Raw genomic sequence first — 22,002 nt, 5'->3', positions numbered from 1 at the left:
CAAATAATGGCAAAGCGAAAACGTCTTACACCTGCAAATACGGCCTTTCTTTCACAGGAGCCTGAAGGCAGTGAGCGGTCGTCGCACACGTCATCTCCGCCAATTGCCCAGGTCGTCGAAGAAAGCTCCGAAGCTGCAGCTCTGTCAGCGCTTTCTGATGAACTTCATACCGCTCGCCAGGAAGGGCGCATGATCGAAAGACTGCCTCTGTCCAGATTGAAAGACGACTTTCTCGTTCGCGACCGAATTACGATGGATGGTGGAGAATTAGAGAGTCTTGTCACCAGTTTACGGGAACGTGGGCAGCAGACCCCAATCGATGTGACCAAATTATCCGACAATGAGTTCGGTCTAATTTCCGGTTGGCGGCGTGTGACTGCACTTAGAAGACTCTTTAAGGAAACTGACAATGAACGGTTTTCTACCGTTCTAGCCATCGTCAGAAAGCCTGATGCATCATCAGACGCATATAGGGCAATGGTTGAAGAGAACGAAATTCGTCTTGGTCTGTCATACTATGAACGCGCTAGAATCGCTGCGAAGGCAACAGAACAAGGAGTGTTTTCTGACAACAGAGAAGCCCTAAAGACACTCTATGCAGCCGCCTCTCGCGCCAAGCGCTCAAAAATTTCTAGCTTCATGGAAATTTATTACGCATTGGATGGATGTCTGAAATTCCCCAAAGCCCTACCGGAGCGACAAGGTCTGCTCCTTGCAAAGGCTCTAAAAGGAGACAAAAAGCTTGCCAGACGCCTTAATGATCGGTTGAGAAAGACGCCGGCTACGACGGCGGAAGCTGAATTGAAACTTCTAGAAAATGCAGTTTCCAAGCTTGAATCAACTGCAACCAAAAGTGTTTCCGAAAGACAGCATCCTAGCAAATCCAAGATAGGCAAGGGGAAAGGTGACGGAGGCCGTCAAAACATACTGATTGAGGCTGAGCTCGGCGAAGTAGATCCTCTCATAACAATCCGTGGAGTGGGCGTGGACGAAGCCTTTCTATCTAGACTCAGAAAGTGGGTTGAAGCACAAGTCTAATGCAGAGATTGAACTTAACGATATTTGTGATCAGATGAGTTGTATTTGGTCTCCCCCGGTTTGATGGACGTTGAATCCAGCCCTTCAGAGGCGATCCCTTCGTAGTCGATCAGTTGCGCCTTCTGGGTGTTCCCATCGCCAACCTATGATGCTGCAGCTACCGCCCTCCGGCTCCGGAAGCCATCATCCCAATGGAAACCAGGCCAATCATGCGCTAACAATCAACTTGGGCCCGTCAGACAGCCCTCCCAGATCCTATCGCATAGGAAACCCAGCCAACCCAGAGAAATCATCGACTTACGGGGAAACCTCCCAAACTGGGGCAGCTACTGAGGCATTCGCTGGCTGAGTGCAACGAAGGTCCGGGCTGTCAGAGAGCCGCTGGAGGGACGTTAGAGGGTGCTGGAGGGACATCAGAGGGCGGCTCCTGGGGAGACCCCCCCGCGCCAGCCTCCCACGCCCTTCAGACCGCGACTGTTAGAACACTGTGTCGTCGAACCAGCCGCTGTTCGAGGAGAAGTCCGAAACTGTCTGCACTTCGATGATCACGGTTGTTCCCTGTGCTGTAAGATGAACGTTGCCGTCAACGTCGGTCATGGCAGCCAGCGCCTCAGATTCAGACGACAATCCCAAGCCCAGAACATTGAGAAGGTCCAACTGAGCAAAGCTGAAGTCGGTGATCGTATCTGTTCCGTTGTTCTGGACGAAGGCAAACGTGTCTGCATCGTCTCCACCGGTGAACTGATCGTCTCCGCCCGCACCCCAAATGGTGTCAGATCCAGACCCACCCGAGACCGTGTCAGTTCCTGCACCGTTAAAGATCAGGTCATCCCCAGTGCCGCCATCGATCAGGTCGTCCCCGCCGCCAGCGAAGATTGTATCGTTACCGGCTTCACCATTCAGAGTGTCGTTGTCCGGACCCGCACCGGGATAGATCACGTCATTTCCGGCCCCGCCGCTGACTAGATCCGCGCCAGCACCGCCACCGAGTACGTCGTCTCCATCTCCTCCAATAACCGTATCCTGACCCGCCCCGGCCCAAGCTGTGTTGGAGGACGCATCAGTTCCGCTCTCGTCAATCAGGTCGTTACCCGACCCGCCGAAGGACTCGTCCGACCCCGTTCCACCGAATATCTGGTCGTTACCTTGAGCCCCACCCAGTGTGTCATCGCCCGCGCCACCGAGAATGATGTCGTCGCCCATGTCCCCGCGACCGGCAAACACCTTGTCGTTTCCATCGCCGCCTTCAACCGTGTCGTCTCCCGCATCTCCGCGCAGGAAGTCATCGCCGTCGCCACCATTCAGTGAGTCATCACCAGCTTCCCCAAGCAGGGTGTCCACGCCTTCGTTGCCCTCAAGAGTGTCGTTTCCGTCGCCACCTTCAATGGAGTCGTTGTTTTCCTCTCCTTTCAGCAGATCATTCCCGGCATCGCCCAGAATAGTATCGCCTCCAGCCAAGCCGGCTAGCGTATCGTTGCCGGATGTTCCCGTGATAAGGTCGTCGCCGTTGGTTGGGACCAAAGAGGGGAGGTCCAGATCAAAGTGCCTTGCGAATACACCTTGCTGCGCTCCATCCTGTTGCCAACTTTCCCAAGCGACAAGGATATTGCCGTTCCTTAGAGCAGCTACACTTGGCGCCCATTGGTCGCCAGGTCCAAAACTGTTGACATCAAACTCAGATCCCACCGGTGAACCGGTAGCGTCGAAGCGCTGTCCATGAATACCGTAGTCAAAACCACCCAACAGAACAAAGCTTGACCAAGTTACAACAAAGCCTCCATCTGAAAGAGGGGCGACACTTGACTGCCATTGGGAGTAAGAGGTGTAGCTGTTGATTTGGAACTCATAGCCTACGGTTTCTCCGGACGCGTTGAAGCGCTGACCGAATACACCCCAGCCTCCTCCGTCCTGTGACCAACTAGTCCAAGTCACTACAAAACCACCGTCCTCTAGGGAAGCGACGGATGGCTGCCATTGGTCGCCGGGAGTGAAACTATTGACCGGAAACTCATTGCCAACTGGAGCTCCGCTGCCGTCGAACCGTCTTCCAACGATTCCCCACTGCGCGCCATCTTGCAGCCAACTCTCCCACGTAACCACGAATCCGCCATCCTTGAGAGCGGCGACGCTACTGGATTCCTGATCGTTGGCGGTGACGGCGTTGATTTGAAACTCGGAACCTACGGCGGCACCGTCGTGATCGAAACGTTGGCCGAATATTCCCCATTGCGACCCGTCTTGTAGCCAGCTTCCCCAAGTTACAACAAATCCGCCATCTGCCAGACCGGTTACACTTGCTTCGCGTTGATCATCTGCTGTGACTGAGTTGACTTGGAATTCTTCACCCACCTTAACTCCAGAGCTGTCAAAACGCTGGCCAAAAACACCTTGGCCTGAGCCATCCTGACCCCAGCTAGTCCAAACAACAACGAAGCCACCGTCTTCCAATGCGGTGACATTGTCGCCCACTGTATTATCGGTGTTAATTTCCTGATTTCCAGCCGTGAACGCGTTGATGCGAAACTCGCCGCCAATCTCATCCCCGGAGGGGCTGAAGACTTGGCCAAAAACACCCCATTGGGACCCGTCCTGCTGGTAGCTCTCCCAGACCACGACATATCCGCCGTTCTGCAACGAAGCGACGCTGGCCGTCTGCTGATCATTCGGAGTGTGAGAATTTACCTGAAAATCTGATCCAATCGGTGTTGGTGTAGTCGTCATTGAAGCCTCCCGCTGCAACCAACTGTTGCGCCCTATTTTACCTCCACTGACCTCCTGGGTCGTTGATCTGCCTCAGCGGATTGAAACAAAAAATGGTTTACGTCTCCCCCGGCCAGCACGAAGCCAGCCGAGGGAGTGGTTTACGCGGGGATCTTCTTGGTGGTCACGTAGTCCGCCAACCACTGCCAATAGGTGTCGGCATCAGCGAACCCCTGAGCCCGGGCAGCCAAGTCCTCCGCTTCCCGACGAGGAAGACCACCATCGTATTCAGCGATAGCGGCCCTCTCTTCGAATTGATCGATGTCGGGTAGGGTTGCTCACGACGGCTGACGTCCATCAAGCCCTTCGGTTTACAATTTCCAAGGCCCCCAATCGCAGGTGTCGTCGCCGTTTCGCATGCGAAACATAGTCAAGAAAAATACGAAAATTCAGATACTTATGTGAGAACCTTGTGGAAAACATTCCTGGAGCATGGTCGCAATTAAAAGTGCTGTGTGAAATTTGGGGCGGCTTAGTGTATAGAAGGCAGATGCCTTTTTTAAGCAGGGCTACTGATCCAGCGCCCTGAAATCAGGCCATTGAGGTGTTAGTAATCCGTTCAAGCAAGGGATGGACTATGAAGCGCAGATTTAGTGACGAACAGATCATTGGGATGATCAAGGAATATGAAGCTGGCGTGAAAGCGCATGAGCTGTGCAGGAAATACGGGATCATCGATTCAACTTTCTACAAGTACAAAGCCAGGTTCGGCGGCATTAATGTATCTGATGCGAAGAAGCTGCAGGCGCTCGAAGGCGAGAATAATCGTCTGGGGCGCAATGAGTATGACACTCGAGGGTCGTAGCTTGCGAGGCATGATCCTGCAGCACCGAATGAGACTTAAGGAGTCGCCAGCAAGACGCCTTTAGCTTTGCTCCGGTGGACTAGAACTCAATCCTAATCTAACAATCGAGATATGGGGAACTCGGCAGGATATTTCGTTAGCGATTTGGCCGCCACTGAGCTGTGTGGATAAACTGGTTGAAATATTGGAACGCATGACTGCAGATCGAAAAAAAGTTCTCGTCTTGGGTGGTCGAGGGCGCTTGGGGCGTCTCTTATTCAGAGTATGGGGAGCTGTTGGAACCAGTTCTTTTCCGGTGATTTGGCACAGCCGGAGATCACCCATCGATGACTCCGGAGATTGGGTTGCTTGGGATTTACTCAAACAAGGGCCTCCCACTTGTCTAAAAGGAGGGATAAATACTGTCCTGAATCTTGTAGGCGTTGTTCCGGGTGGCAAGCAGGATCTTTCTTTAAACCGCGAACTCGCGTTGGCCGCAACGGAAGCCGCAAGGGTTTTGGGAGCCCGACATATCTTCCACCTGTCATCTGCAGCGGTATATGGAGACGGAAAATTTGGATGGCATGAAGGCGTGGAGCTCTACCCTGTGTCGGAATACGGAAGAGCAAAGCTGGACATGGAGAGGGCCATTCTTTCGTTAACGTCTTCGGCTAATCCAAGTGAGCCACGTCAGGTGTTGCTGCGATTGGGAAATGTTGTGGGAGCGGATCAGCTTATTGGTGGTGCTGTTGCGAGAGGGGCTGAGTCTTTGGTTCAGTTAGACCAGTTTCCGGACGGGCTTGGTCCCGTAAGGTCTTACATTGGCCCTGTAACCTTGGCTGATGTGTTGCAGGTCTTGTTGCAACGCGCCAGTTGTGTTCCGGGTCTGCCACCAATCTTGAATGTGGCTGCACCGGTGCCAGTTTCTATGGACAGCTTGCTGGACGCATCTGGAGCTGCATGGAGATGGCGGTGCGCAGGAGAAGAAGCCATACAGTACTTACGCATTGATGTCTCTGTTCTTTCAGGACTGTTTTCCTTTTTGCCGAGGCATTGCCAACCTGACCAGATGGTTCGTGAGTGGAAGCGTCTAAGTGATGCCTAAATTGGACTCAAAGAGGATCTTTGACATCATACTTGCATCCCTTCTGGCGATTTTACTGCTCCCAATTTTGTTTATCCTCCTAATTTCTTTGATGGTGCTTGAGGGGCGCCCACTCTTTTTTGTGTCTGAGCGTATGAAATCCCGAGAGGAGTCGTTCAATCTTTGGAAGCTGCGTACAATGCGCCCAGAAACTTCAGATCAGGGTGTTTCAGGGGGGAACAAGGATGAGAGGATCTTTCCGATGGGCCGGCTTTTAAGGAGAGTTAGGCTCGATGAAATACCGCAACTTTGGAATATTCTGAAGGGCGACATGAGTTTCGTCGGCCCCCGTCCTCCTCTGCGCCAGTATGTTGATAGGTTCCCTGATACCTATGACCGAGTCTTGTCTGTTAAACCCGGACTAACAGGATTGGCAACACTTGTTTTTCACAAAAGGGAGGCGGTGCTTTTGTCACTCTGCGAAACATCTGAACAGACTGACGCGGTTTATTCTCGAATCTGCATACCCAGAAAGGCTCGGCTTGATCTTATCTATCAACGGCACCAAAGCCTATGCTTTGATGTCTATTTGTTGAGCCGCACGATAAGAGCCATTTTTACTTAGAGAAGTCCCCCAAGAGTATCTCGGGTGGCGTTTTTCTTTTTTGGCAACTCAATGGGTGGAGAAATAGTACATTTCCACTGCGCCGTTCACCCCAACAGGTCTGCTGCTGGGTTTTCGGCCACATCTACATCGTCATAATACTTCTGAGCCTGCGCCATGGACCGGTGCAGGCTCAATCGCATCGCGGCCTGAATTGGCGCACCGTCCAGCGCCGCCTGAGTCAGGAACCCAGAGCGCAATCCGTGGGGAGAGGCAAATCCGTCGGGATACCCGGCAAGCGCCAGACGCTTGCGCACGATCTGATAGACCGCATCCGGGCTAAGGTTGCGGGGCAGGGCTCGTCCTGATTTCGAGATCGCCCGAAACAATCCACCCTCGGTGATCCCGGCTACCTCGATCCAGTGATACAGCGCCTGCGCCCCGCGACCCTTTAGAACGAGCCTTGGCGTCTCGCCCTTGGATGTGGTTTTGCTCTCCACCATCTGAATCCAGATCAGTCCCTTGCACTGGAACTCTTTTAGCGACACATCTTCCCGCATCAGTCTCGTAATCTCTGATCGCCGCCGTCCACCAGAGGCCCATCCCAGCATCAACAGCGCCCGATCCCGCACACCACGCAGTGATGCATCACAGGTCGCCAAAAGCGCTTCCAGCACCTCACGTGTGATCGGATGTGCTGATTTCGGGGCAGGGGCCCTGGCTGCGGCCTTGCGCCCCTTGGCACGGGCTTGCTTGATCAACGGGGCCGCAAACGGACTCTCAAGGTTTTTCATCCGGTGAAACGCTCGCCACGAGGCAATGCGCCGATCCAGCGTCGAAGGCGCAGGGCAGGCGAGAGTCTTGCGCAATTCCCGTTCAATTAGAGCCTCTGCCACCTGTCGCGCAGGGTCATCATTCGGCGCTTTGTTCAAATCTCGGGTGTGGTCGAGAATGAACATCAGGGCGATGTCTTCCTGTTCGGGCCAGCAGAGAACGGGCTTAGAGCCCACCTGGTCCGCTCTGAGGGCTTTCCAAGCCGTGATGTAGGTCAGATCCCGCTCATAGGCCCTGAGTGTGTTCTGTGGCGTTCCGCGCACATAGAGATCATGTAGCGCGTCGCGATCATGCGCTGAGAGGGCCGGGGGGCTGTTGGGAAGATGTGTCTTAGGCGCTAAGGGCATGTCTACAGGCCTTGCATTCGGTGCGACTGAGTAATACTTTGATTGCAGGAGGCAGGCATGACTGTAAAATCTTCAATCTCTTTGACAGACAGCCAGGCTGCGTTTGCGCGTGGGCTTGTGGAAAATGGACGTGCGGCCAGCCTAAGTGCGGTGGTACAGCAGGGCCTGGAATTGTTGCGAGAGAAACGAAACGCGGAAGCGGCAGAGACCGAGGCCTTGAGGGCGGTGCTCGAAGCCCGCGCCCGCGGCCCATTTGTGGGTGAGGAAGACTTCCGTCGCCACACCGACCAAATGCTGACCGAGGCTTCGCGCAAATATGCCTTGGGAGATTGAATTCTCCGCTTCTGCCGAGCGCGACCTTGAACATCTCTTTTTTCACCTGGCGGACAGCTTCCTAGAATTTGGATCAAATCGAACCGAGGCGGCGGAGCAAGCTTTGCGCCGCGTCCAAACCATTCGCGACACGGCACAGCGGATTGCCTCCGCACCCCATCGTGGCAAGGCTCATGACGACTTAGTGCCCGGCCTGCGCCATCTGACCTTGGACAGGGCAATCTATTGGTTTCTAATTGAGGAAGAGCAAAGCAGGGTGCGTGTTGTTGCGATCTTCTACGGCTCGCAGCATCACCAGCGAAAAATGCTCCTGCGCCTTTTAGAAGACCTTCCAAAAGGGTAGAGGGATTTACCCGACTTCTGACGATACTATCCTGCATTCTAAATCAAATCTTACGGCACTTCGTACTTCATTTCAATTACACATGATAATTGTTACTTATCATGTTTGATTGATCAAACGCCAAATTCACTTGGGTGAAAAACAAAAATCTGTTATTTTGTCTTTAAAATGAAAAACCAAAGAGAAAATAAAGCCAATTTTGAAGAGGCGCAGAGATCTCTTTACGATCCGGAACCGGTGAATGAAGAGGATTTATGGTTTCTGCCCGCGACGCCCGAAGATGTGGCGCCGACTGATATGCCCTGGCCAGTGGCTGCACGAGAATCCAACCTTGAGCCGGAGGTCTGGCAGGCGGCGGAGAAGGAGCAATATCGGGCTTTGCTGGTGGCAGTTCAGGCTGTCTCAAAGTTTGGTGAGCGCCTTAAGCAATTTCCGCCAGAGGTAGCCGAACGCTTTGCCATCGACACGGTGTCGGCCGTGTTGCGCAGCGAGGGCAACTGGCTGAGTTCAGAACAGATTGCGCTCTATCGCACCTTGCGCACTGCCAGCGATGACGCGGCCCAGGATTTGAGTCGCGCTAGCTGGGCCGTGCGACGCTTGTTTGTCGGCCACCAATCGGGGGTTGAGGCAGGGGAGGCTTTGGGCGGACTGCACGGGTTTTTAGGGCGCACACACCTTCTTTCTCCTCAACAAATGCCGGGGGAAGAGCGTGCTGTCGGAGATGAACTCGCTGCCTTAAGTGATCGTTGGTGTGACGGGGTTGGGCGCCTGCAAGCTTGCCACCCTATGACGAGAGCGGCCTATGGGTTTGCCAGCTGGCGAGCGGAGGGCATCACGCCATACGAAGAGTTATTGGAGCCAACTATGGCCGCGCTGTTGATTGGCGCATCTGGACTGGCGCCGTTTTTGCCGATGGCGCAGGGCTATCGTCTGGATCGCCATTCTCTGCGACTGGGCTCGGCGGGAGCGGAGCAGAGACTCGCGGTGTTTTATGGGGCCATTGAAGCGGGTGCGCTCAGTGCGGTGTTGGAACTAGATCGGTTAATGGCCTGGAGAGAGAATGCACAAGAGTCGATTTCTGATCTGTCGGGGCGCACGCCACCCATGATGGCCGAGGCGTTCTTAAGGGCGCGCGTGGTCTCGGCAGACTGGTTGGCAGAGGAAGTGGGGTGCTCGACGATGACAGCGCGACGCAATCTGAACCTATTTATGGATCGCAGCTTGGTACGCGAAGTTACGGGGCAGGACCGGTATCGGTTCTGGACGGTGGCATTGTGAAGGGTGCGACAGTTTATCTTGAGCGCCATGAAGACGAAAACAACATTCATCGCTTCTATGCGGTAGAAATTGTGCGCGATCTGTTTGGAGCTTGGATACTGATACGCCGCTGGGGGAGGGTTGGAACAGGACAGGGGCAATGTCTGATCCGGACGTTCGAAACTGTAGGTAAAGCACGAGCGGACGCCGTAGCAACCTCGCAGGCTAAGCAGCAACGAGGCTACCAAATCATTGCGTCCCGACATCAGACCAAGTGTCTCTAAAGTTCCGCTACATCCCCCCGCCTTCAATGATCATGCCGGAGCTACACGGCAACAAAAGATTGAACCGCCCCTTGTTTCCCAGCGTGAGCTGACCCGCGTGGATTACATCTCTATTTCAAAAGGAAAAGGCCATCCGTTTCTAGGTTTTGGCCATCCGGCCTCATGGGCATCCTTAATATGGCGCTTAAATTTTCGCCCATCCCCCCCAATCTCTTTTACAAGCATATGACCTGCATAAAGCAGGTATGACTGGGCAACATAATCTCCGTAAGCCGCGTCATGATACATACGCATTAGGAATATCCACCAAATGTCTCTCTCTCGGCGGGAAAGTGGCCTCTTTTTCAACTGAAATACCACGCTTTGGAATGTTTTGTTGATCTGCTCAAACTGCTGTTGGAGCGATCCGGATTCGACCGACCCGAACTGGTGAACGTGTGAAAGATACAAGGTCTAATTTGAAGAAATATTGGCATTGGGCGATATTTGCGGCGAAGCACAGCAATGCTGTCTTTTCTGCGCAAGCCAGCTGGGGCAATCCTGATGTCCTTAACGATCTTCTCGTCTGCGTTCGTGGTTGTCTTTCGCATCGTTTACTCCTCGGCGGCTACGATGAGCCAGAAACTCTCTCTTATCAAATCGCCCTATTGTGACCCATGCGCAGATGTTGGACATTCATCTAGCGTGGCCTTGATTTGTAGGCCTATCAGAAGGATGCGGTTCTCGACCCTCTCGACCGAGAAAATCAACGGATAGCTTCTTCATCGAGAGTTTCAACGGTAAATTCCGAGTAGAATGTCTGAACACACACTGGTTAATGAGCCTTGCTGACGCTCGTTCAAAATGGAGGCGCGGCGGAAAGGCGACAGCGAAGTTCGCCCACATAGCGCAATCGGGAATAACCTTAACCGGTTCACCCGCAACGCTGTTACCCACCGGCACTGGCTGATCTTATTTGACGGTCCTCACGACACGTTTTAGCCTTGCAGTTTCAGAAAATATTTAGGAAATGCATTTCAGGCTATCTCATCCCCCATGGATGGCTTTCCACCAGATGCCGTCCCAAGCCACTGGTGGAAGTAATCGCGCAGACTCTAGCGTTGCTGCGATTACAATGTTGAGGCCTGCTGATACAGAACTCTCGGCGGGTCTCAACTATCCTGCTTCATCGAAGCATTCTCCGTCGCCTTTTCTGTCGGTCTCGCCCGGCTCGGGCTTTGGGCGCATTACTATTCTTGCATGCCTAAATCTCGCCAATATTGGCCGTTACTTGAGCAACGTGAGTAGCGAGAGTGCCCCCACCCTCACTTTCACAAACGCGGAGAGAGGGTCCGTCACTGCTGGCAGCTAGTGGCGGGCCACTTCGAGAGTTTACCCTCAATACCGATCCGCACCTACCAAGCCGTGATGTCTGTATAGGCGCTCATTTTGTCGGGGCCGGGACTGGACCGATGTCGACGGCCGCTTGGAGGCTGAAGCCTGGGCAGCGTCCAGAATCGCCTGAATGTCATTGATGCCCGCTGCGTCAATTGCAGTGGCCGGAACAGATAGTTGTAATCAGGGTTGACAGCCATGCAAAGCGTGTTGCCGCCATTGCCAGCCGTGAGCAAATGGTTGCCGGGCTGCGACACCGAAGAATAGTCGAAAATGCCACCGGACTGATCGTTCTCCAAGACCACACCGAAGTCATGGGCGCCGCCTGAAGTGGGGTTGGAAAATGTCACTGTGACAGCGCCGCTGCCGAGTGTCAGCTTTGACAAATTTCCGAGCGCTTCGATGTCCGTCTTGAGTTGATCCAGATCCACGGCTTGCGTGGTCGATAGCCAATTGACCTTGGCATTGTCGCCGGACTCAATTGCAGGACAGTGCAAATCCCCGTAGGTCTCAACAATCATGCACAACTGAACGGAAGTCAGATGCCCACCTTTTCACTTTCAGGTATTAAACTTAGTTTACCCAAGCTTCTTTTGACAGAATCTATCCGCCGGATGCTTGAGAAGGGATGGTATGAAGTTGAGGAGCGAAAAGCGCTGGAGGCGCACCTGCGTTCCGGTGATCGTGTTTTGGAACTGGGTGGCGGGGCAGGGTTTCTTGCGGCATTTAGTGCCCAGTTTGTTGGCGCAAGCCAAGTTACAACAGTAGAGGCGAATCCCAAAATGCTTGCGGTTCTTCAGAAGAATCTTGCAGACAATGATTGCTCTTTGGTCAATGTGCGCCATGGCGTGGTTCTTGGAAAAACAACAGAGAAGGAAACCTCCTTCCATGTTCCAGAGGCTTTCTGGGCAGCTTCGCAAGATACATCTGCAATGGATAGCTCTTGGCTGTCCGTTTCAGTCCCGACACTTTCTTTTGACGCCTTGCTTGGTGAGGAACAACCGACAGTATTGGTGGTAGATGTCGAGGGTTCAGAAGCCAGCTATTTCTTTTTGGATCTGCCTGAATGCCTACGCCTAATCGTCATTGAGCTTCATCCGCAGAAGTATTCTCCCCATGCCATCAGGGCCTTGTTTAATCGCCTTGACCGACAAAGTTTCATATTCCAGCCGCTGGGGTCTCACGGGACGGTTGTCTGTTTTGAGAGGCTCTAGAGTGTGACAGGGGCCTTGTTGAACGAACACTGCAGGAGCTTCTCAGAGCAGATGAGAGTTGCAATTATTAAATTACGCATGGGAGGATATCAGATTTTGAACGCAATAAAGTTGAGTAGGTATAATGGCTTATGACTTCCTGCTAAAAATAATTAGGTTTTCTGGTCGAATTTCTGACTATTGAGTTGAACCAAACGGACTTCTGGGGCGACCCATAACAGAGGACCACCGTCAGAGGATCAGGCTGGCCGGCCCTCTTGTATTAACCATATGGGTCCGGAGTATGCATGCCAGCAAAGTTGACAACCGAGGCGTTTATCGAACGAGCGCGCCAGATTCATGGTGACAGATATGATTACCGCCAAACCCGATATTTGGGAGCAACAAAATCGGTAGAGATCACCTGTATGGAACATGGTAGTTTCAGCCAGCGTGCCTCTCGCCATTTGTCGGGTAGGGGCTGTCCTCTATGTGGTGAGGCTATGAAAGGCCATAATTTCAGAGTGGCAGAAGAGGAGTTTCTTACCCGTGCATCCAAAACTCATGGGAACCGATATGACTACTCAAAGGTGGAATACCGCTCTCTTTCGGTTCCAGTGAAAATTATCTGTCCACTGCATGGGGAGTTCTTGCAGACGCCTCTTTGCCACATGGAGGGGGGAGGATGTGATATCTGCACTTCAGAAGCCGTGCATAGCCAGTGTATAATTTCGGCTGCTTAGGCTCTCTTGTCTGACCACGAACAGATAGCCCCAAGCGCCCAGATAAATGGTTGGCAACGGGTATCACATTCGAGGGAATACAACAGAATGGACGAAGAGCATGTGCGCTTGCTGAAACGTGTGGCCGAGAGGGATCGTCTTGCATTTGCAAAGCTGTATCGCTGCTTTGAGAAACCCCTATTTCGATTTGTGCAAAGCAAATTGAGCGATCCCATCGAAGCCTACGACATACATCATGACACGTTCTTGGAGATTTGGCGGTCTGCAAGAAGGTTCAGCGGGAAATCGAAAGTCAAAACTTGGGTATTTGGTATAGCGTATCACAAAATCATCGATCGGCATCGACGGGCAAAGTGGTTGGAGTATCCAGGAGAATTACCTGTTCAGATAGACGTCAGCAATGATGCGGAGAAAATTGTGTCTAGTATTCAGGAAAGCGATCACCTTCACTTCTGTTTGAAACAGTTGTCGCCTGAGCACAGCATGGCCATTTCCCTCGCGTTCTTTGAGGATATGTCCTACGCGGAGATTTCAGATATCACAGATGTACCGCAAGGGACGATTAAGTCCCGTGTATTCCACGCAAAAAAGGAACTACTGGAATGCTTGAAACCATTCTTGGGGAGGGCAAGGAATGGTTGAATACTCACGAGAAGAAATTCAGACATTATTGCCCTTTATGGCCAACGGGTCTTTGGATGAACAAGACAGAGAAGTAATCGAAATCTGGTTGGAGAGCGATCTGTTGCTTCAAGACGAACTAACGGATTTACAGCGTTTGCGAGATGCCTTCCGTGCGACTGAAATTAGTAGCCCTGGCCAGACTGGGCTGAACCGACTGCTGAGTGAAGTTGGCGAAGTGGAGCCAAAGGTGACAGAAAAGCGCTCCTTCGGACACCTGTCGTCATTGCGTTTTAAAGCAAACAAGGCGCAATGGGTTGTTGCCCTTCTCATTTGCACGCTCATGGTTCATTTTGGGATTTGGATGTATTTAAGAGATGGAGCGCGTGTCGAGCTTGCATCAAGTACTGAGACGGCCAACTTGATTATCGCGTTTCACCCCAAAGTCACAGAAGAGAAAATGCGTTTCGTTTTGTTAGAGCTTGACCTGCAAATGGTTGCAGGCCCATCTTCTCTAGGCCTCTATCGTTTATACAGCAAGGAGCCGGAAGCTGCTTTGCATATTCTTAAGGGATACACGACCGTTGTGGAGAGCGTTACGTATGCGAACGACTAGGTTGGTTCACTATCTCCTTATTACCTTGGGCCTCTGTATTTTACTGAATGTGTTGTCACTTTCTCCTAGGACGGAAATGGCAGCCCATGCGTCTTCATATAGAAATGATGGCGTAGAATCATCTTCACACGGGGAACATGGAGCTCGCAAGGACCACGATCGCGATGGCCGCGAGTACGATGATGAAGGGGAGGACGATGAGGGCTTGGGTAAAGACCGTGATGATCACCCGAATGAACCCAAGGAACCTGAAGAGCCCAAGGAACCTAAGGAACCTGAAGAGCCCAAGGAACCTGAAGAGCCCAAGGAACCTAAGGAACCTGAAGAGCCCAAGGAGCCTAAGGAACCTGAAGAGCCCAAGGAGCCTGAAGAGCCCAAGGAGCCTGAAGCGCCCAAGGCACCTGAAGCGCCAGTATCTCCAGAGAGGCTGATACAGGAGCCGTGGGAGCCGTCGCCAGGCAGTATAGCAGCAGAGTTGCGCCCGTCGCGTCAGGCCGGTGGAACCGTCGTTATCCTGCCTGCAAGTGGGAACCCTGAAATTGTGGCTATTGGGCCGACTAACCAGAGCAATTCTGCGATTGCAGCACTAGACGGAATTGGCGCGACGTTTCTCAGATCTCAAGAACTTTCCTCGTTGGGGTTTAGGGCTTTGTTTTTCGAGTACCCTTGGGGACAGTCAATGGAAGAAGCCGTTGATGCACTGGCGGCCGTAGCCCCAGAAATGCGTGTTGCTTTTAATACGATCTATAGATTTTCAGGAGGCTCACCACGACTCTATGCTTCCTCTTTGGTTGGGGCGGAGCCAAGGGAGGGGTGCAGACTACCACGTTCTGTAAAAATCGGGATGATAGACGGCCCGATTGATACATTGCACCCGGCATTGGCCAGTGCGCGTGTTTCAAGCATCTCTCTTCTGAGAAAAAATGAAAGGGCTGCTCTGAGCGCGCATGGAACGGCAATCGCGGGCTTGCTTGTAGGGCAGGATCCCGCTGGAGAGCTAATGGGCTTCGCAAGAGGAGCAGAGTTACTTAACGTAGAGATTTTCTCCCGCCGGTGGGGCCGCGCACGTGCCGACACAGAACGGATAGTTGTTGCGCTCGATTATCTGATCAGACGTGGGTTCTCAGTGATCAACATGTCTTTTGCGGGTCCGTACAATGCTGCCTTGGAGCTTGTTTTGGACGCTCTGGCGGATCAAGGAGCGCTCATGTTTGCAGCTGCTGGTAACTCCGGTAAGCAATCAGCGCCTCTTCCGGCAGGGGCAGCAAATGTTATTGCCGTGACAGCCGTGGATTCTGATCTTCGCCGTTTTCGAGCCGCGGGTTATGGACAGCATGTGGAATTCTCCGCGCCTGGAGTAGATCTATATGTCGCGCACCCGAAGGGAGACCGCTATGTTTCTGGGACTTCCTATGCGGTTCCAGTTGTTACGGCCCTTGCCGCTGGATATGTTGCGCGCGGCTCAACATCACTGCAGGCGCTTCGGAGAAAGTTGTCGTCATCAGTGCGAGATCTTGGTGCTCCGGGTCGTGATCCGCTGTTTGGTTGGGGTTTGGTTACAACGCCATGGTGCTAAGCGACTTTGCCTTTAAAACTGGGCTATTATTTCGGTTGAGAAAGGGGCCAGATACGGCTCAAAAGTGATACTCGGACTAAAATATTCTAAAGCCGGATGCCCTTTAGAATATCTTGTACATCGGTGCTTTCGTGCCAGCGGCATGATAGATGCGCTTGGTAAATGGTGTCGGTGGAGCCAGACAAACGGTTCTGGTAACGTCTATATTCTTCCGCGTTATTGAAATGCTGGTTGCGGTTCACCTCCTCGTGTATCTTCTCTAGGAACCTTGCATGATATTTAAAGTGCCAAAACAACAGATCCCGCTGGGCAAGGGTGATATCGGCGGCATAGTGTAGCCCAGCTGAAAGTTGCATCCAGGGTTTGTATTTCAGAAGGGCTATTTTTTGTGCCAGAAAAAGATTGGGCCGGGCATCTGGAAACAGGCGGTGACGCGTGGCGCTTGTGAAGGTCTTGCCGTTGCAGAAACGCCCCAGCCCCGGCCATGTCCGCAAAAATGGAGCTTTATCTATATAGCATGCTTGTTCAATGGGGTCTCGTGTGTCGAATGGCGTTTTACTTAGAGGCCCGGAGGGATACATGTCCAGCATGAGCACCCGTCCGGCGTCTGCACCGAATGCCTCCATTTCTTCCAAAAGAGCGTTGAACGACGAGAGACTAGTGCCTTCCAGCACCAGGAATTCATCTGCATCCGCAATCAAGCTCCATTTTCCAACCCTAAAATTCGACAGCAGTGTTTGTTGCCAGACCGCCCCATATTGCGCGGCCTTGTAATCGGTATCTGCTGAAAATACGCTGACGTCTGGCTGATCGAGAAGATACTCTAGCGTTCCGTCATCAGAGAGATTGTCGACAATCAAAAAGCCTTCGACACCGAGCCGACGATAATGTTCCAAAAATTGCGGCAGCATGCGCAATTCGTTACGGACGCAGGACACAACAGTGATGGGTGCAGCAATAATATGCTGCAGAGTTTTTTCCGAGCTGACCAGTTCTAGCGCGTTGCTATTGTAGCGCAATTTCGGGGCAGAGTAGCTGGGCCAGATTTTCTTTGGGTAGAGCTTCCAGCTTTCTTGCAGTTTGACCGCCAAAGACTGTCCCGATATTTCATCCAGATGATGCTGAACTACAGGTGTCGCGCGGCTGGAGAAGAAGCTGTTCTCCCATCGTGGAACAGGGGGAGAAGTAGGGGACAGACGCCTCCGTATGGACACATAATAGTCCTCCTCGCTTACCGTAATTTTAGAAAGCGCAAGAAGATCGCCGATAAGTTTGTCTTCCATGAAGGAGCTTAAGATAAGGTCAATACCGTCCAAGCGGCGCTGGTTTTCTAAGAGGTGAGCCATGGCGCGGCGGCTAAGACAGTATGCGGAACCGCCATCTGCATATGTGGAGGGTTCCGGAGATTTATCGATTTCGAGGCGCCCACGCTTAGACGTTGATTTCTCGCAATGCCACAGACGGTCCATTTGTCCCACTTCGCGTGACAGGAAGCGTCCGTAGTAATCAAATTTCCGGTAGCTTTGGGCATGGAAAAAAGCATCGGCGTCCAGAAAACTATCGTCATCTATCTTGAGTAAGTGACTATAGCAGGTTTTTTCGTAGACCCATTTTACCGCAGCCAGCGTTTTTTGGGGTAACCCCTCATAGTCATCCGGGGCATCCAACTCAAGGATGTCGTCATTGAGTGTTCCTTGTCCTTGTCCCACGACAACAACATAGGGAATTCCCAAGGCATCCAGTTTGCCAAGCCAAGCCGTTTTCATTGCGGGAATGCGGCTATCCAAATGTGCGCGGCAGGAAAACACAACGACCAGAGTATCGAAAATTCCGGAAGGCTCTAGATGGATACGCGTCTCTGGAGGTAGGGCCATCGATGGCATTGAGCTTCCTAGAAACGACGTCAGGACTTTCTGGTACCGGTCGTCTGTTGTCACAGGAACTGCCGAAAGAGCAAAACGCGCTGACAATACGGCTGGTGCCTCGTGAGCCGCCTCCGGCAGATGTTGAAAAAGTTGGGTGATTTGACAGAAGACATGTTGAGTACTTTGAGAGGCTGACAGATCGAGTAACTGCCGAAAGAGCACAAGATACAGCCCAAACCCCAGATATCCGGTTTGTGAATCCATAAGTGCCTGAAGGTTGCGGTCAATCGTTTCTAGTTCCAAGAAGGTCCGTTCATTCTCACCGCCCGAGTGCAAGTTGCGTATTAAGTGCGAGATTTGGTGACTTGCTCGCGTTTGAAGGCTAAGCGCAGGTGCTTTAGGCAGTTCTTCGTAACGCCTGATAATTTCCTGACGTGCCGCGGCACCAAGTTCGGCCTGCTCGGCTTTGGTGAATGTCTCGATCCCTGGATATGCCAACGTTCGTAAGGCAGTTTCGTCGAAGGCCAGTCCCGATGAGCGCATTCTGCCGATCAGGCTGTGTCGAGGTGTGGTGGTGGTTCCCGAAACGCCGAGGATTTCTCTGCGAACCTTCGGTAGGTTGGGACTTTTCAGGGGGGCAAAAAATGATAGGGCGGTTTCTATTGCCGTTTCGTCGTCTCTAGCGCCATTTTCAATCTTCTGGAAGGCGCGTTGTCCTGCCTTGCATTTTGAAGATGGTACGATGGCATGACGTTTTGTAGCCATATCAAGGAGATGCCAGAAATGGGCTGATAGGCCGTGGATACGTAGGATGAAGTCTTCGATCTCATGCCCAAATGGTTCCGGAACTAGATCAATGTGCTCTAGGAAAGTGACTGCAGTTTGAACAAGTGTTGAGCAAGCAGTTCGTCCCCAGGGGACGGATGCCCAACGGTCCATGAGCGCCATGTAAGCCCGGATAATTTCTTCCCGTTGAGCCCACGGCAGAGATACGGGGTGACCGCAGATTACAGCTTGCAGGGTCCAGGCCAAGGCGGGTGTTGCGATGTGTTCACCTGTTTCCACATGCAGGGTGGCCATCAGCTCTGTCATGGCCTCCACGTCTTCCTGAAATAGGAGACGTGGGAGGGCGGTGCCGCGGTGCCATGACATACTGCCCTTGGAGGTAGCTGGGAGAAGATCAAAAAAATGCTGTCCCTGCCGTCTCTTGCCGTCTTTGGAAAAAAAGAACAGTTCGGGCAGTTCTGCAGCGAGGAACCCACGTGTGGTGTTTTGGGGATCTGGAAGTTGGCCAAGAAGATCAATGATGTCTTCGTCAGTGTTGCTGAGCTTTTGAAGCAAGGATCGGGGAATTTTCTCCGCTTCTTTTTTGTGGGGGCTCGAGGCAGTCATCGAGGTGTCATAACTTGGGAGACTGTTGGGAAACAGAAAAGAAGTGACGCCATGGCGCTCGGCTGTCTCCAAGAGACTGTGTTGTGCGTTGTCAGATAAGGTCTCCCAAATCTGGGCAAAGCGTACGTGTTCAATCGCAAGAAGCAGAGTGGTCGTGTCGGGGGATGCACTTTTAGCTGTACAAAGTAATTCGATTATCTCGCGGAGTTCTGGGCGGGAAAGCTGTGCATGCAGACCGATCGGTGTACTATCTGCCAAGAGTTCAAGCGTTAGGGTTTCATATGGGGGAAGGTCAGCCCAAAGTCGGCCAGGCAACAATCCTCGCAAACCAAGCTCTGTTCCTGATTGCCTGTTACGTATTAATTGATCCTGAATGCAGAATGAAAGAAGCCGTGGTGCTTCAGTTGGAGCAGAGCAAGACAGTGAATAGAACGTTGGCTGTGCAGGGGATTGAAAAAGGTGCCCGGCCAGTCGCAGGTCGTGGGTAATGCGTAGCTGGGCATCTGGAGGCGCTACTGTGCAGTCAAGCGCCAAGCTACCATCCACTACACCGCCCTGAAAGTCCAGATACCTGACCTTGTCCAGATGTGGATAGCGGCGCCTCTCAGAGAAAACCTTTTTGCCATTGATGAAGACGGTGACGGCTGGCGGTGAGAGGAGGATTTCAACGTGGTTTTCCGAGAGGCGAAGCGCGACAGCTTTTTTCTGTTCTCCGCCCCAAGTGTCACAGAAGCGCTTATTGAGAACGGCAGTCTGTTCCCCAAACCGCAGGGAAAGATGGAACAGGATGTCCTGGGTTGCGGGATCAAAAAAGGAAAAGTTCGCATAGGAGTGTTCTGAAAACGTGGCGCGACACCTGAGCGCGGCGCGCTTTTGACTATTGAAGGCAAGCATCATGCTGGTGGCGCTCTTAAGGTTTTGGAAGAACTGACTTGGTCAGACAATCATGTTGTGCTTGAAGTTGAAATACCCAGTGTCTCCAAAAGAGTAGGATCGATGTAAGGATCGGGCTGGGAGGCTTGGCCTTGCATAAAACGATCAAGGAGACGGCCGGCCTCGGTAATAAAGCGCTCTCGTTCAGAAGGGTTCGCATGGCTTGCGAAGCGAGCCTTTTCCCAAACGGCCCGCAAAAAGAGCCTGCGCTGCCAACCATTTGGTAAGTCGTCACAACAGCTTCCTTGGGCGATACGGTTGATCGCCCATGCAAGAGCTTGGGGGGTCTCCGGATTTAACCAGAGCTGGCGGTCTTCTGACAGGTCTGAAAGTTCCACGCCGGGGTCAGCGAAATAGAGAATCCGTTCAGCGCAGTTTGCCGCCCACAGACAAACCGCCCAGCTCGCGAGGGGTTCTTCGGGAAACGCAATGGCGTTTTGCTCCAGAAAGCTGCGCCGAAAAATTTTAGATGAGGGAAGCGGGTGCAGCTTCAGCGACGTTTCCGGAGACATCCCAAATGGGCCGGTTCGTAATTTAGTTTCAAGGCCCTTTATGTCATGAAAACCGTTATGATAAATTGGCTTCGTGGGGCCGATGCAAAATCCCGCAAAGCCGAAGTCAGCCCTGTATCGGATCATTTGTTCAACCCAATGCTGTAACATGCCCGGATAAATGATGTCGCCAGCATCCAGAAAGATGACGAAATCGCCTTTAGCATGTCCAACGCCAAGATTGCGCGCCCCACTTACTCCCATTTCCGAGGAGTGTAGAAGCGAGACATGTGGATGGTGGGTTTGCAAAAAACATGTTGCCTCGATCTGGGTTTCGGCAGTGCCATTCTCCTGAACGAGTATGGTTTCTGCATCATAAAAAGAATCTTCGCTTAAGGCATCAAGAGAGCGCTGGAGGTTAGGAGCCAAACGATTGAATGGCACTATGATGCTGAGAGGCGTTTCGCCACGGAGTACCCTCTCCCAAGTACGCCCGATGCTTTCATCCCAATCGGCGGCAAATGACAGTTCGTGCCGTGTCATGAAATCGCGACACGTCTTGATAAAACGCGCACGTAAAGTTGGATCCTTGACGGCTTGACTGCGCTCAAACATAAGCCGAGTAGAGATTTGGCTAAATGCTCGTTTCCACCCGAGATGGCGCGCGGTTTGCATGATACGCTTCATAGTTAACAGGACACCAAACTGATCGAAGACTCGCTCCGAGCCATCTTGGGTGATTTGTCCGGGCCGACCTTGAGTTTGCCAGTAAAGTGGTTGAGGCAGATAAAGCATATGATCCGTTCGGCTTGCCACTCGGTAGAAGAAAGCATGATCTTCGAAGTAGGTCCCTTCGTCGAAACGCAGCCCTTCAATAAGGCGTTTGCGATAAAGCTTGTTCCAAGCGGAAGGGAAGTGGCGCACGATCTGTCCCCAGTCCGTGAAGCTATAAAGATGGGGGTTACTGGGAATGTTGTCCGGAGATACACCGTGGATGGCGGGGTGATCTACCCCGGTATTAGCGCCAGGCGCCACGAATTTGACGGCACAGGCCACCCAATCGGCGCTGCTTTGTGTGAGGGCTTCATAAAGATCTTCGAGGAATCTGGGATGTACACGATCATCGCTGTCGACAAATGCGATAAAGTCACCCCGTGTTTGTTCCAGCCCGGCATTTCGGGCGGCTGAGAGCCCCTTGTTCTCTTGGTTGAGAAACTGAAACCGTAGATCCCCGGTGGCTGCGCTTTGAGCGAGTTTGTAGCTGTCGTCAGTGGATCCATCGTCAACGACAATCACTTCGAAATTCCGAAACGTCTGCGATTGCAAGCTCGCAATACACATCGCACCCATCGGGCCAACATTATAAAGAGGCACGATGACGGAAATAAAAGGCGATGGTGGAGATACGAGGTTATCCATCGATCATATGAAACCGGGGGAAACTGGAAAATTTACATTACCAGTGAACAATCACTACACAACCCCAAAACCACCACCGTGGCAAACTTTCAACAACGTGAGATCAATTCG

16 protein-coding genes and 2 pseudogenes are annotated in these 22,002 nt (G+C 52.4%); 13 read left to right on the top strand and 5 right to left on the bottom strand.

The features are described 5' to 3' along the window. Window positions 1-6: 6 nt before the first annotated feature. On the top strand, window positions 7-1,038 hold the full coding sequence (locus tag CLV88_RS18605) for a ParB/RepB/Spo0J family partition protein (RefSeq protein WP_106609924.1): 1,032 nt from the start codon (window positions 7-9) through the stop codon (window positions 1,036-1,038). Window positions 1,039-1,515: 477 nt separating this feature from the next. On the opposite strand, the gene CLV88_RS18600 is transcribed toward CLV88_RS18605, so the two are convergent. Next, the gene (locus tag CLV88_RS18600) at window positions 1,516-3,759 is read right to left on the bottom strand and encodes a calcium-binding protein (protein WP_106609923.1); all 2,244 of its coding nucleotides are present in this window, start codon (window positions 3,757-3,759) and stop codon (window positions 1,516-1,518) included. A gap of 616 nt (window positions 3,760-4,375) precedes the next feature. On the opposite strand from CLV88_RS18600, the pseudogene CLV88_RS18595 reads away from it, so the two are divergent. From CLV88_RS18595 to CLV88_RS18585, 3 genes and pseudogenes are all read left to right on the top strand, one after another. Further along, a pseudogene (locus tag CLV88_RS18595) lies at window positions 4,376-4,570 on the top strand (transposase); the annotation flags it as partial. Between the two features lie 226 nt (window positions 4,571-4,796). Beyond that, on the top strand, window positions 4,797-5,687 hold the full coding sequence (locus CLV88_RS18590; protein WP_106609921.1) for an NAD-dependent epimerase/dehydratase family protein: 891 nt from the start codon (window positions 4,797-4,799) through the stop codon (window positions 5,685-5,687). Then, on the top strand, window positions 5,680-6,291 hold the full coding sequence (locus CLV88_RS18585; RefSeq protein WP_106609920.1) for a sugar transferase: 612 nt from the start codon (window positions 5,680-5,682) through the stop codon (window positions 6,289-6,291). The genes CLV88_RS18590 and CLV88_RS18585 overlap by 8 nt, the downstream gene beginning before the upstream one ends. A gap of 86 nt (window positions 6,292-6,377) precedes the next feature. On the opposite strand, the gene CLV88_RS18580 is transcribed toward CLV88_RS18585, so the two are convergent. Beyond that, a complete protein-coding gene (locus CLV88_RS18580; RefSeq protein ID WP_106609919.1) occupies window positions 6,378-7,451 on the bottom strand; it encodes a tyrosine-type recombinase/integrase in 1,074 nt (357 codons plus the stop codon). A gap of 57 nt (window positions 7,452-7,508) precedes the next feature. Between CLV88_RS18580 and CLV88_RS18575 the strand changes: the two genes are divergently transcribed. The 5 genes and pseudogenes from CLV88_RS18575 to CLV88_RS23425 all read left to right on the top strand — a co-directional run. Next, a complete protein-coding gene (locus CLV88_RS18575; RefSeq protein ID WP_106609918.1) occupies window positions 7,509-7,784 on the top strand; it encodes a ribbon-helix-helix domain-containing protein in 276 nt (91 codons plus the stop codon). Next, window positions 7,768-8,127: a type II toxin-antitoxin system RelE/ParE family toxin gene (locus CLV88_RS18570; RefSeq protein WP_106609917.1), complete on the top strand. Its 360-nt coding sequence runs from the start codon at window positions 7,768-7,770 to the stop codon at window positions 8,125-8,127. The genes CLV88_RS18575 and CLV88_RS18570 overlap by 17 nt, the downstream gene beginning before the upstream one ends. A gap of 168 nt (window positions 8,128-8,295) precedes the next feature. Continuing rightward, complete coding sequence (locus tag CLV88_RS23075) at window positions 8,296-9,405, top strand: hypothetical protein (RefSeq protein WP_165798942.1); 1,110 nt, start codon at window positions 8,296-8,298, stop codon at window positions 9,403-9,405. Beyond that, a complete protein-coding gene (locus CLV88_RS23795; RefSeq protein WP_423827745.1) occupies window positions 9,297-9,668 on the top strand; it encodes a WGR domain-containing protein in 372 nt (123 codons plus the stop codon). Before CLV88_RS23075 ends, CLV88_RS23795 begins: the two co-directional genes overlap by 109 nt. A gap of 701 nt (window positions 9,669-10,369) precedes the next feature. Beyond that, window positions 10,370-10,649: pseudogene (locus CLV88_RS23425) on the top strand (integrase core domain-containing protein); the annotation flags it as partial. Between the two features lie 413 nt (window positions 10,650-11,062). Here the strand turns inward: CLV88_RS23425 and CLV88_RS18550 are convergent. Further along, window positions 11,063-11,563 carry a hypothetical protein gene (locus CLV88_RS18550; RefSeq protein ID WP_106609913.1) on the bottom strand — a complete coding sequence of 167 codons (501 nt, stop codon included), beginning with the start codon at window positions 11,561-11,563 and terminating at the stop codon, window positions 11,063-11,065. Window positions 11,564-11,584: 21 nt separating this feature from the next. On the opposite strand from CLV88_RS18550, the gene CLV88_RS18545 reads away from it, so the two are divergent. From CLV88_RS18545 to CLV88_RS23420, 4 genes are all read left to right on the top strand, one after another. Next, window positions 11,585-12,256: an FkbM family methyltransferase gene (locus CLV88_RS18545; protein ID WP_106609912.1), complete on the top strand. Its 672-nt coding sequence runs from the start codon at window positions 11,585-11,587 to the stop codon at window positions 12,254-12,256. 809 nt (window positions 12,257-13,065) lie between these two features. Then, entirely contained in the window at window positions 13,066-13,620 is a 555-nt protein-coding gene (locus CLV88_RS18540; protein WP_106609911.1) for an RNA polymerase sigma factor, read from the top strand. Beyond that, window positions 13,613-14,215 (top strand): anti-sigma factor, encoded by a 603-nt coding sequence (locus CLV88_RS18535; RefSeq protein WP_106609910.1) that lies wholly within the window; start codon window positions 13,613-13,615, stop codon window positions 14,213-14,215. Before CLV88_RS18540 ends, CLV88_RS18535 begins: the two co-directional genes overlap by 8 nt. Before the next feature lies 1 nt (window position 14,216). Then, window positions 14,217-15,791 carry a S8 family serine peptidase gene (locus CLV88_RS23420; protein WP_133170002.1) on the top strand — a complete coding sequence of 525 codons (1,575 nt, stop codon included), beginning with the start codon at window positions 14,217-14,219 and terminating at the stop codon, window positions 15,789-15,791. Window positions 15,792-15,877: 86 nt separating this feature from the next. Here CLV88_RS23420 and CLV88_RS18520 read toward each other — a convergent pair whose 3' ends face one another. Together CLV88_RS18520 and CLV88_RS18515 are read right to left on the bottom strand one after the other, a co-directional pair. Next, window positions 15,878-19,945, bottom strand: coding sequence for a glycosyltransferase family 2 protein (locus tag CLV88_RS18520; RefSeq protein WP_106609907.1), 4,068 nt, complete (start codon window positions 19,943-19,945; stop codon window positions 15,878-15,880). A 47-nt stretch (window positions 19,946-19,992) separates the two neighbouring features. Beyond that, window positions 19,993-21,891, bottom strand: coding sequence for a glycosyltransferase family 2 protein (locus CLV88_RS18515; RefSeq protein WP_106609906.1), 1,899 nt, complete (start codon window positions 21,889-21,891; stop codon window positions 19,993-19,995). Window positions 21,892-22,002: the final 111 nt, after the last annotated feature.

This window comes from Shimia abyssi, from assembly GCF_003014475.1.
Classification (GTDB): domain Bacteria; phylum Pseudomonadota; class Alphaproteobacteria; order Rhodobacterales; family Rhodobacteraceae; genus Shimia; species Shimia abyssi.
Note: the sequence above shows the minus strand (reverse complement) of the source record. Positions and strands in the feature narration are given on the sequence as shown.

Coding starts and splice junctions, on each gene's coding strand:
- CLV88_RS18515 (WP_106609906.1), bottom strand. CDS start 21,891: ATGGATAACCTCGTATCTCCACCATCGCCTTTTATTTCCGTCATCGTG.
- CLV88_RS18570 (WP_106609917.1), top strand. CDS start 7,768: ATGCCTTGGGAGATTGAATTCTCCGCTTCTGCCGAGCGCGACCTTGAA.
- CLV88_RS18600 (WP_106609923.1), bottom strand. CDS start 3,759: ATGACGACTACACCAACACCGATTGGATCAGATTTTCAGGTAAATTCT.
- CLV88_RS18520 (WP_106609907.1), bottom strand. CDS start 19,945: ATGATGCTTGCCTTCAATAGTCAAAAGCGCGCCGCGCTCAGGTGTCGC.
- CLV88_RS18545 (WP_106609912.1), top strand. CDS start 11,585: ATGCCCACCTTTTCACTTTCAGGTATTAAACTTAGTTTACCCAAGCTT.
- CLV88_RS18575 (WP_106609918.1), top strand. CDS start 7,509: ATGACTGTAAAATCTTCAATCTCTTTGACAGACAGCCAGGCTGCGTTT.
- CLV88_RS18550 (WP_106609913.1), bottom strand. CDS start 11,563: ATGATTGTTGAGACCTACGGGGATTTGCACTGTCCTGCAATTGAGTCC.
- CLV88_RS18590 (WP_106609921.1), top strand. CDS start 4,797: ATGACTGCAGATCGAAAAAAAGTTCTCGTCTTGGGTGGTCGAGGGCGC.
- CLV88_RS18580 (WP_106609919.1), bottom strand. CDS start 7,451: ATGCCCTTAGCGCCTAAGACACATCTTCCCAACAGCCCCCCGGCCCTC.
- CLV88_RS18535 (WP_106609910.1), top strand. CDS start 13,613: ATGGTTGAATACTCACGAGAAGAAATTCAGACATTATTGCCCTTTATG.
- CLV88_RS23075 (WP_165798942.1), top strand. CDS start 8,296: ATGAAAAACCAAAGAGAAAATAAAGCCAATTTTGAAGAGGCGCAGAGA.
- CLV88_RS18585 (WP_106609920.1), top strand. CDS start 5,680: ATGCCTAAATTGGACTCAAAGAGGATCTTTGACATCATACTTGCATCC.
- CLV88_RS18540 (WP_106609911.1), top strand. CDS start 13,066: ATGGACGAAGAGCATGTGCGCTTGCTGAAACGTGTGGCCGAGAGGGAT.
- CLV88_RS18605 (WP_106609924.1), top strand. CDS start 7: ATGGCAAAGCGAAAACGTCTTACACCTGCAAATACGGCCTTTCTTTCA.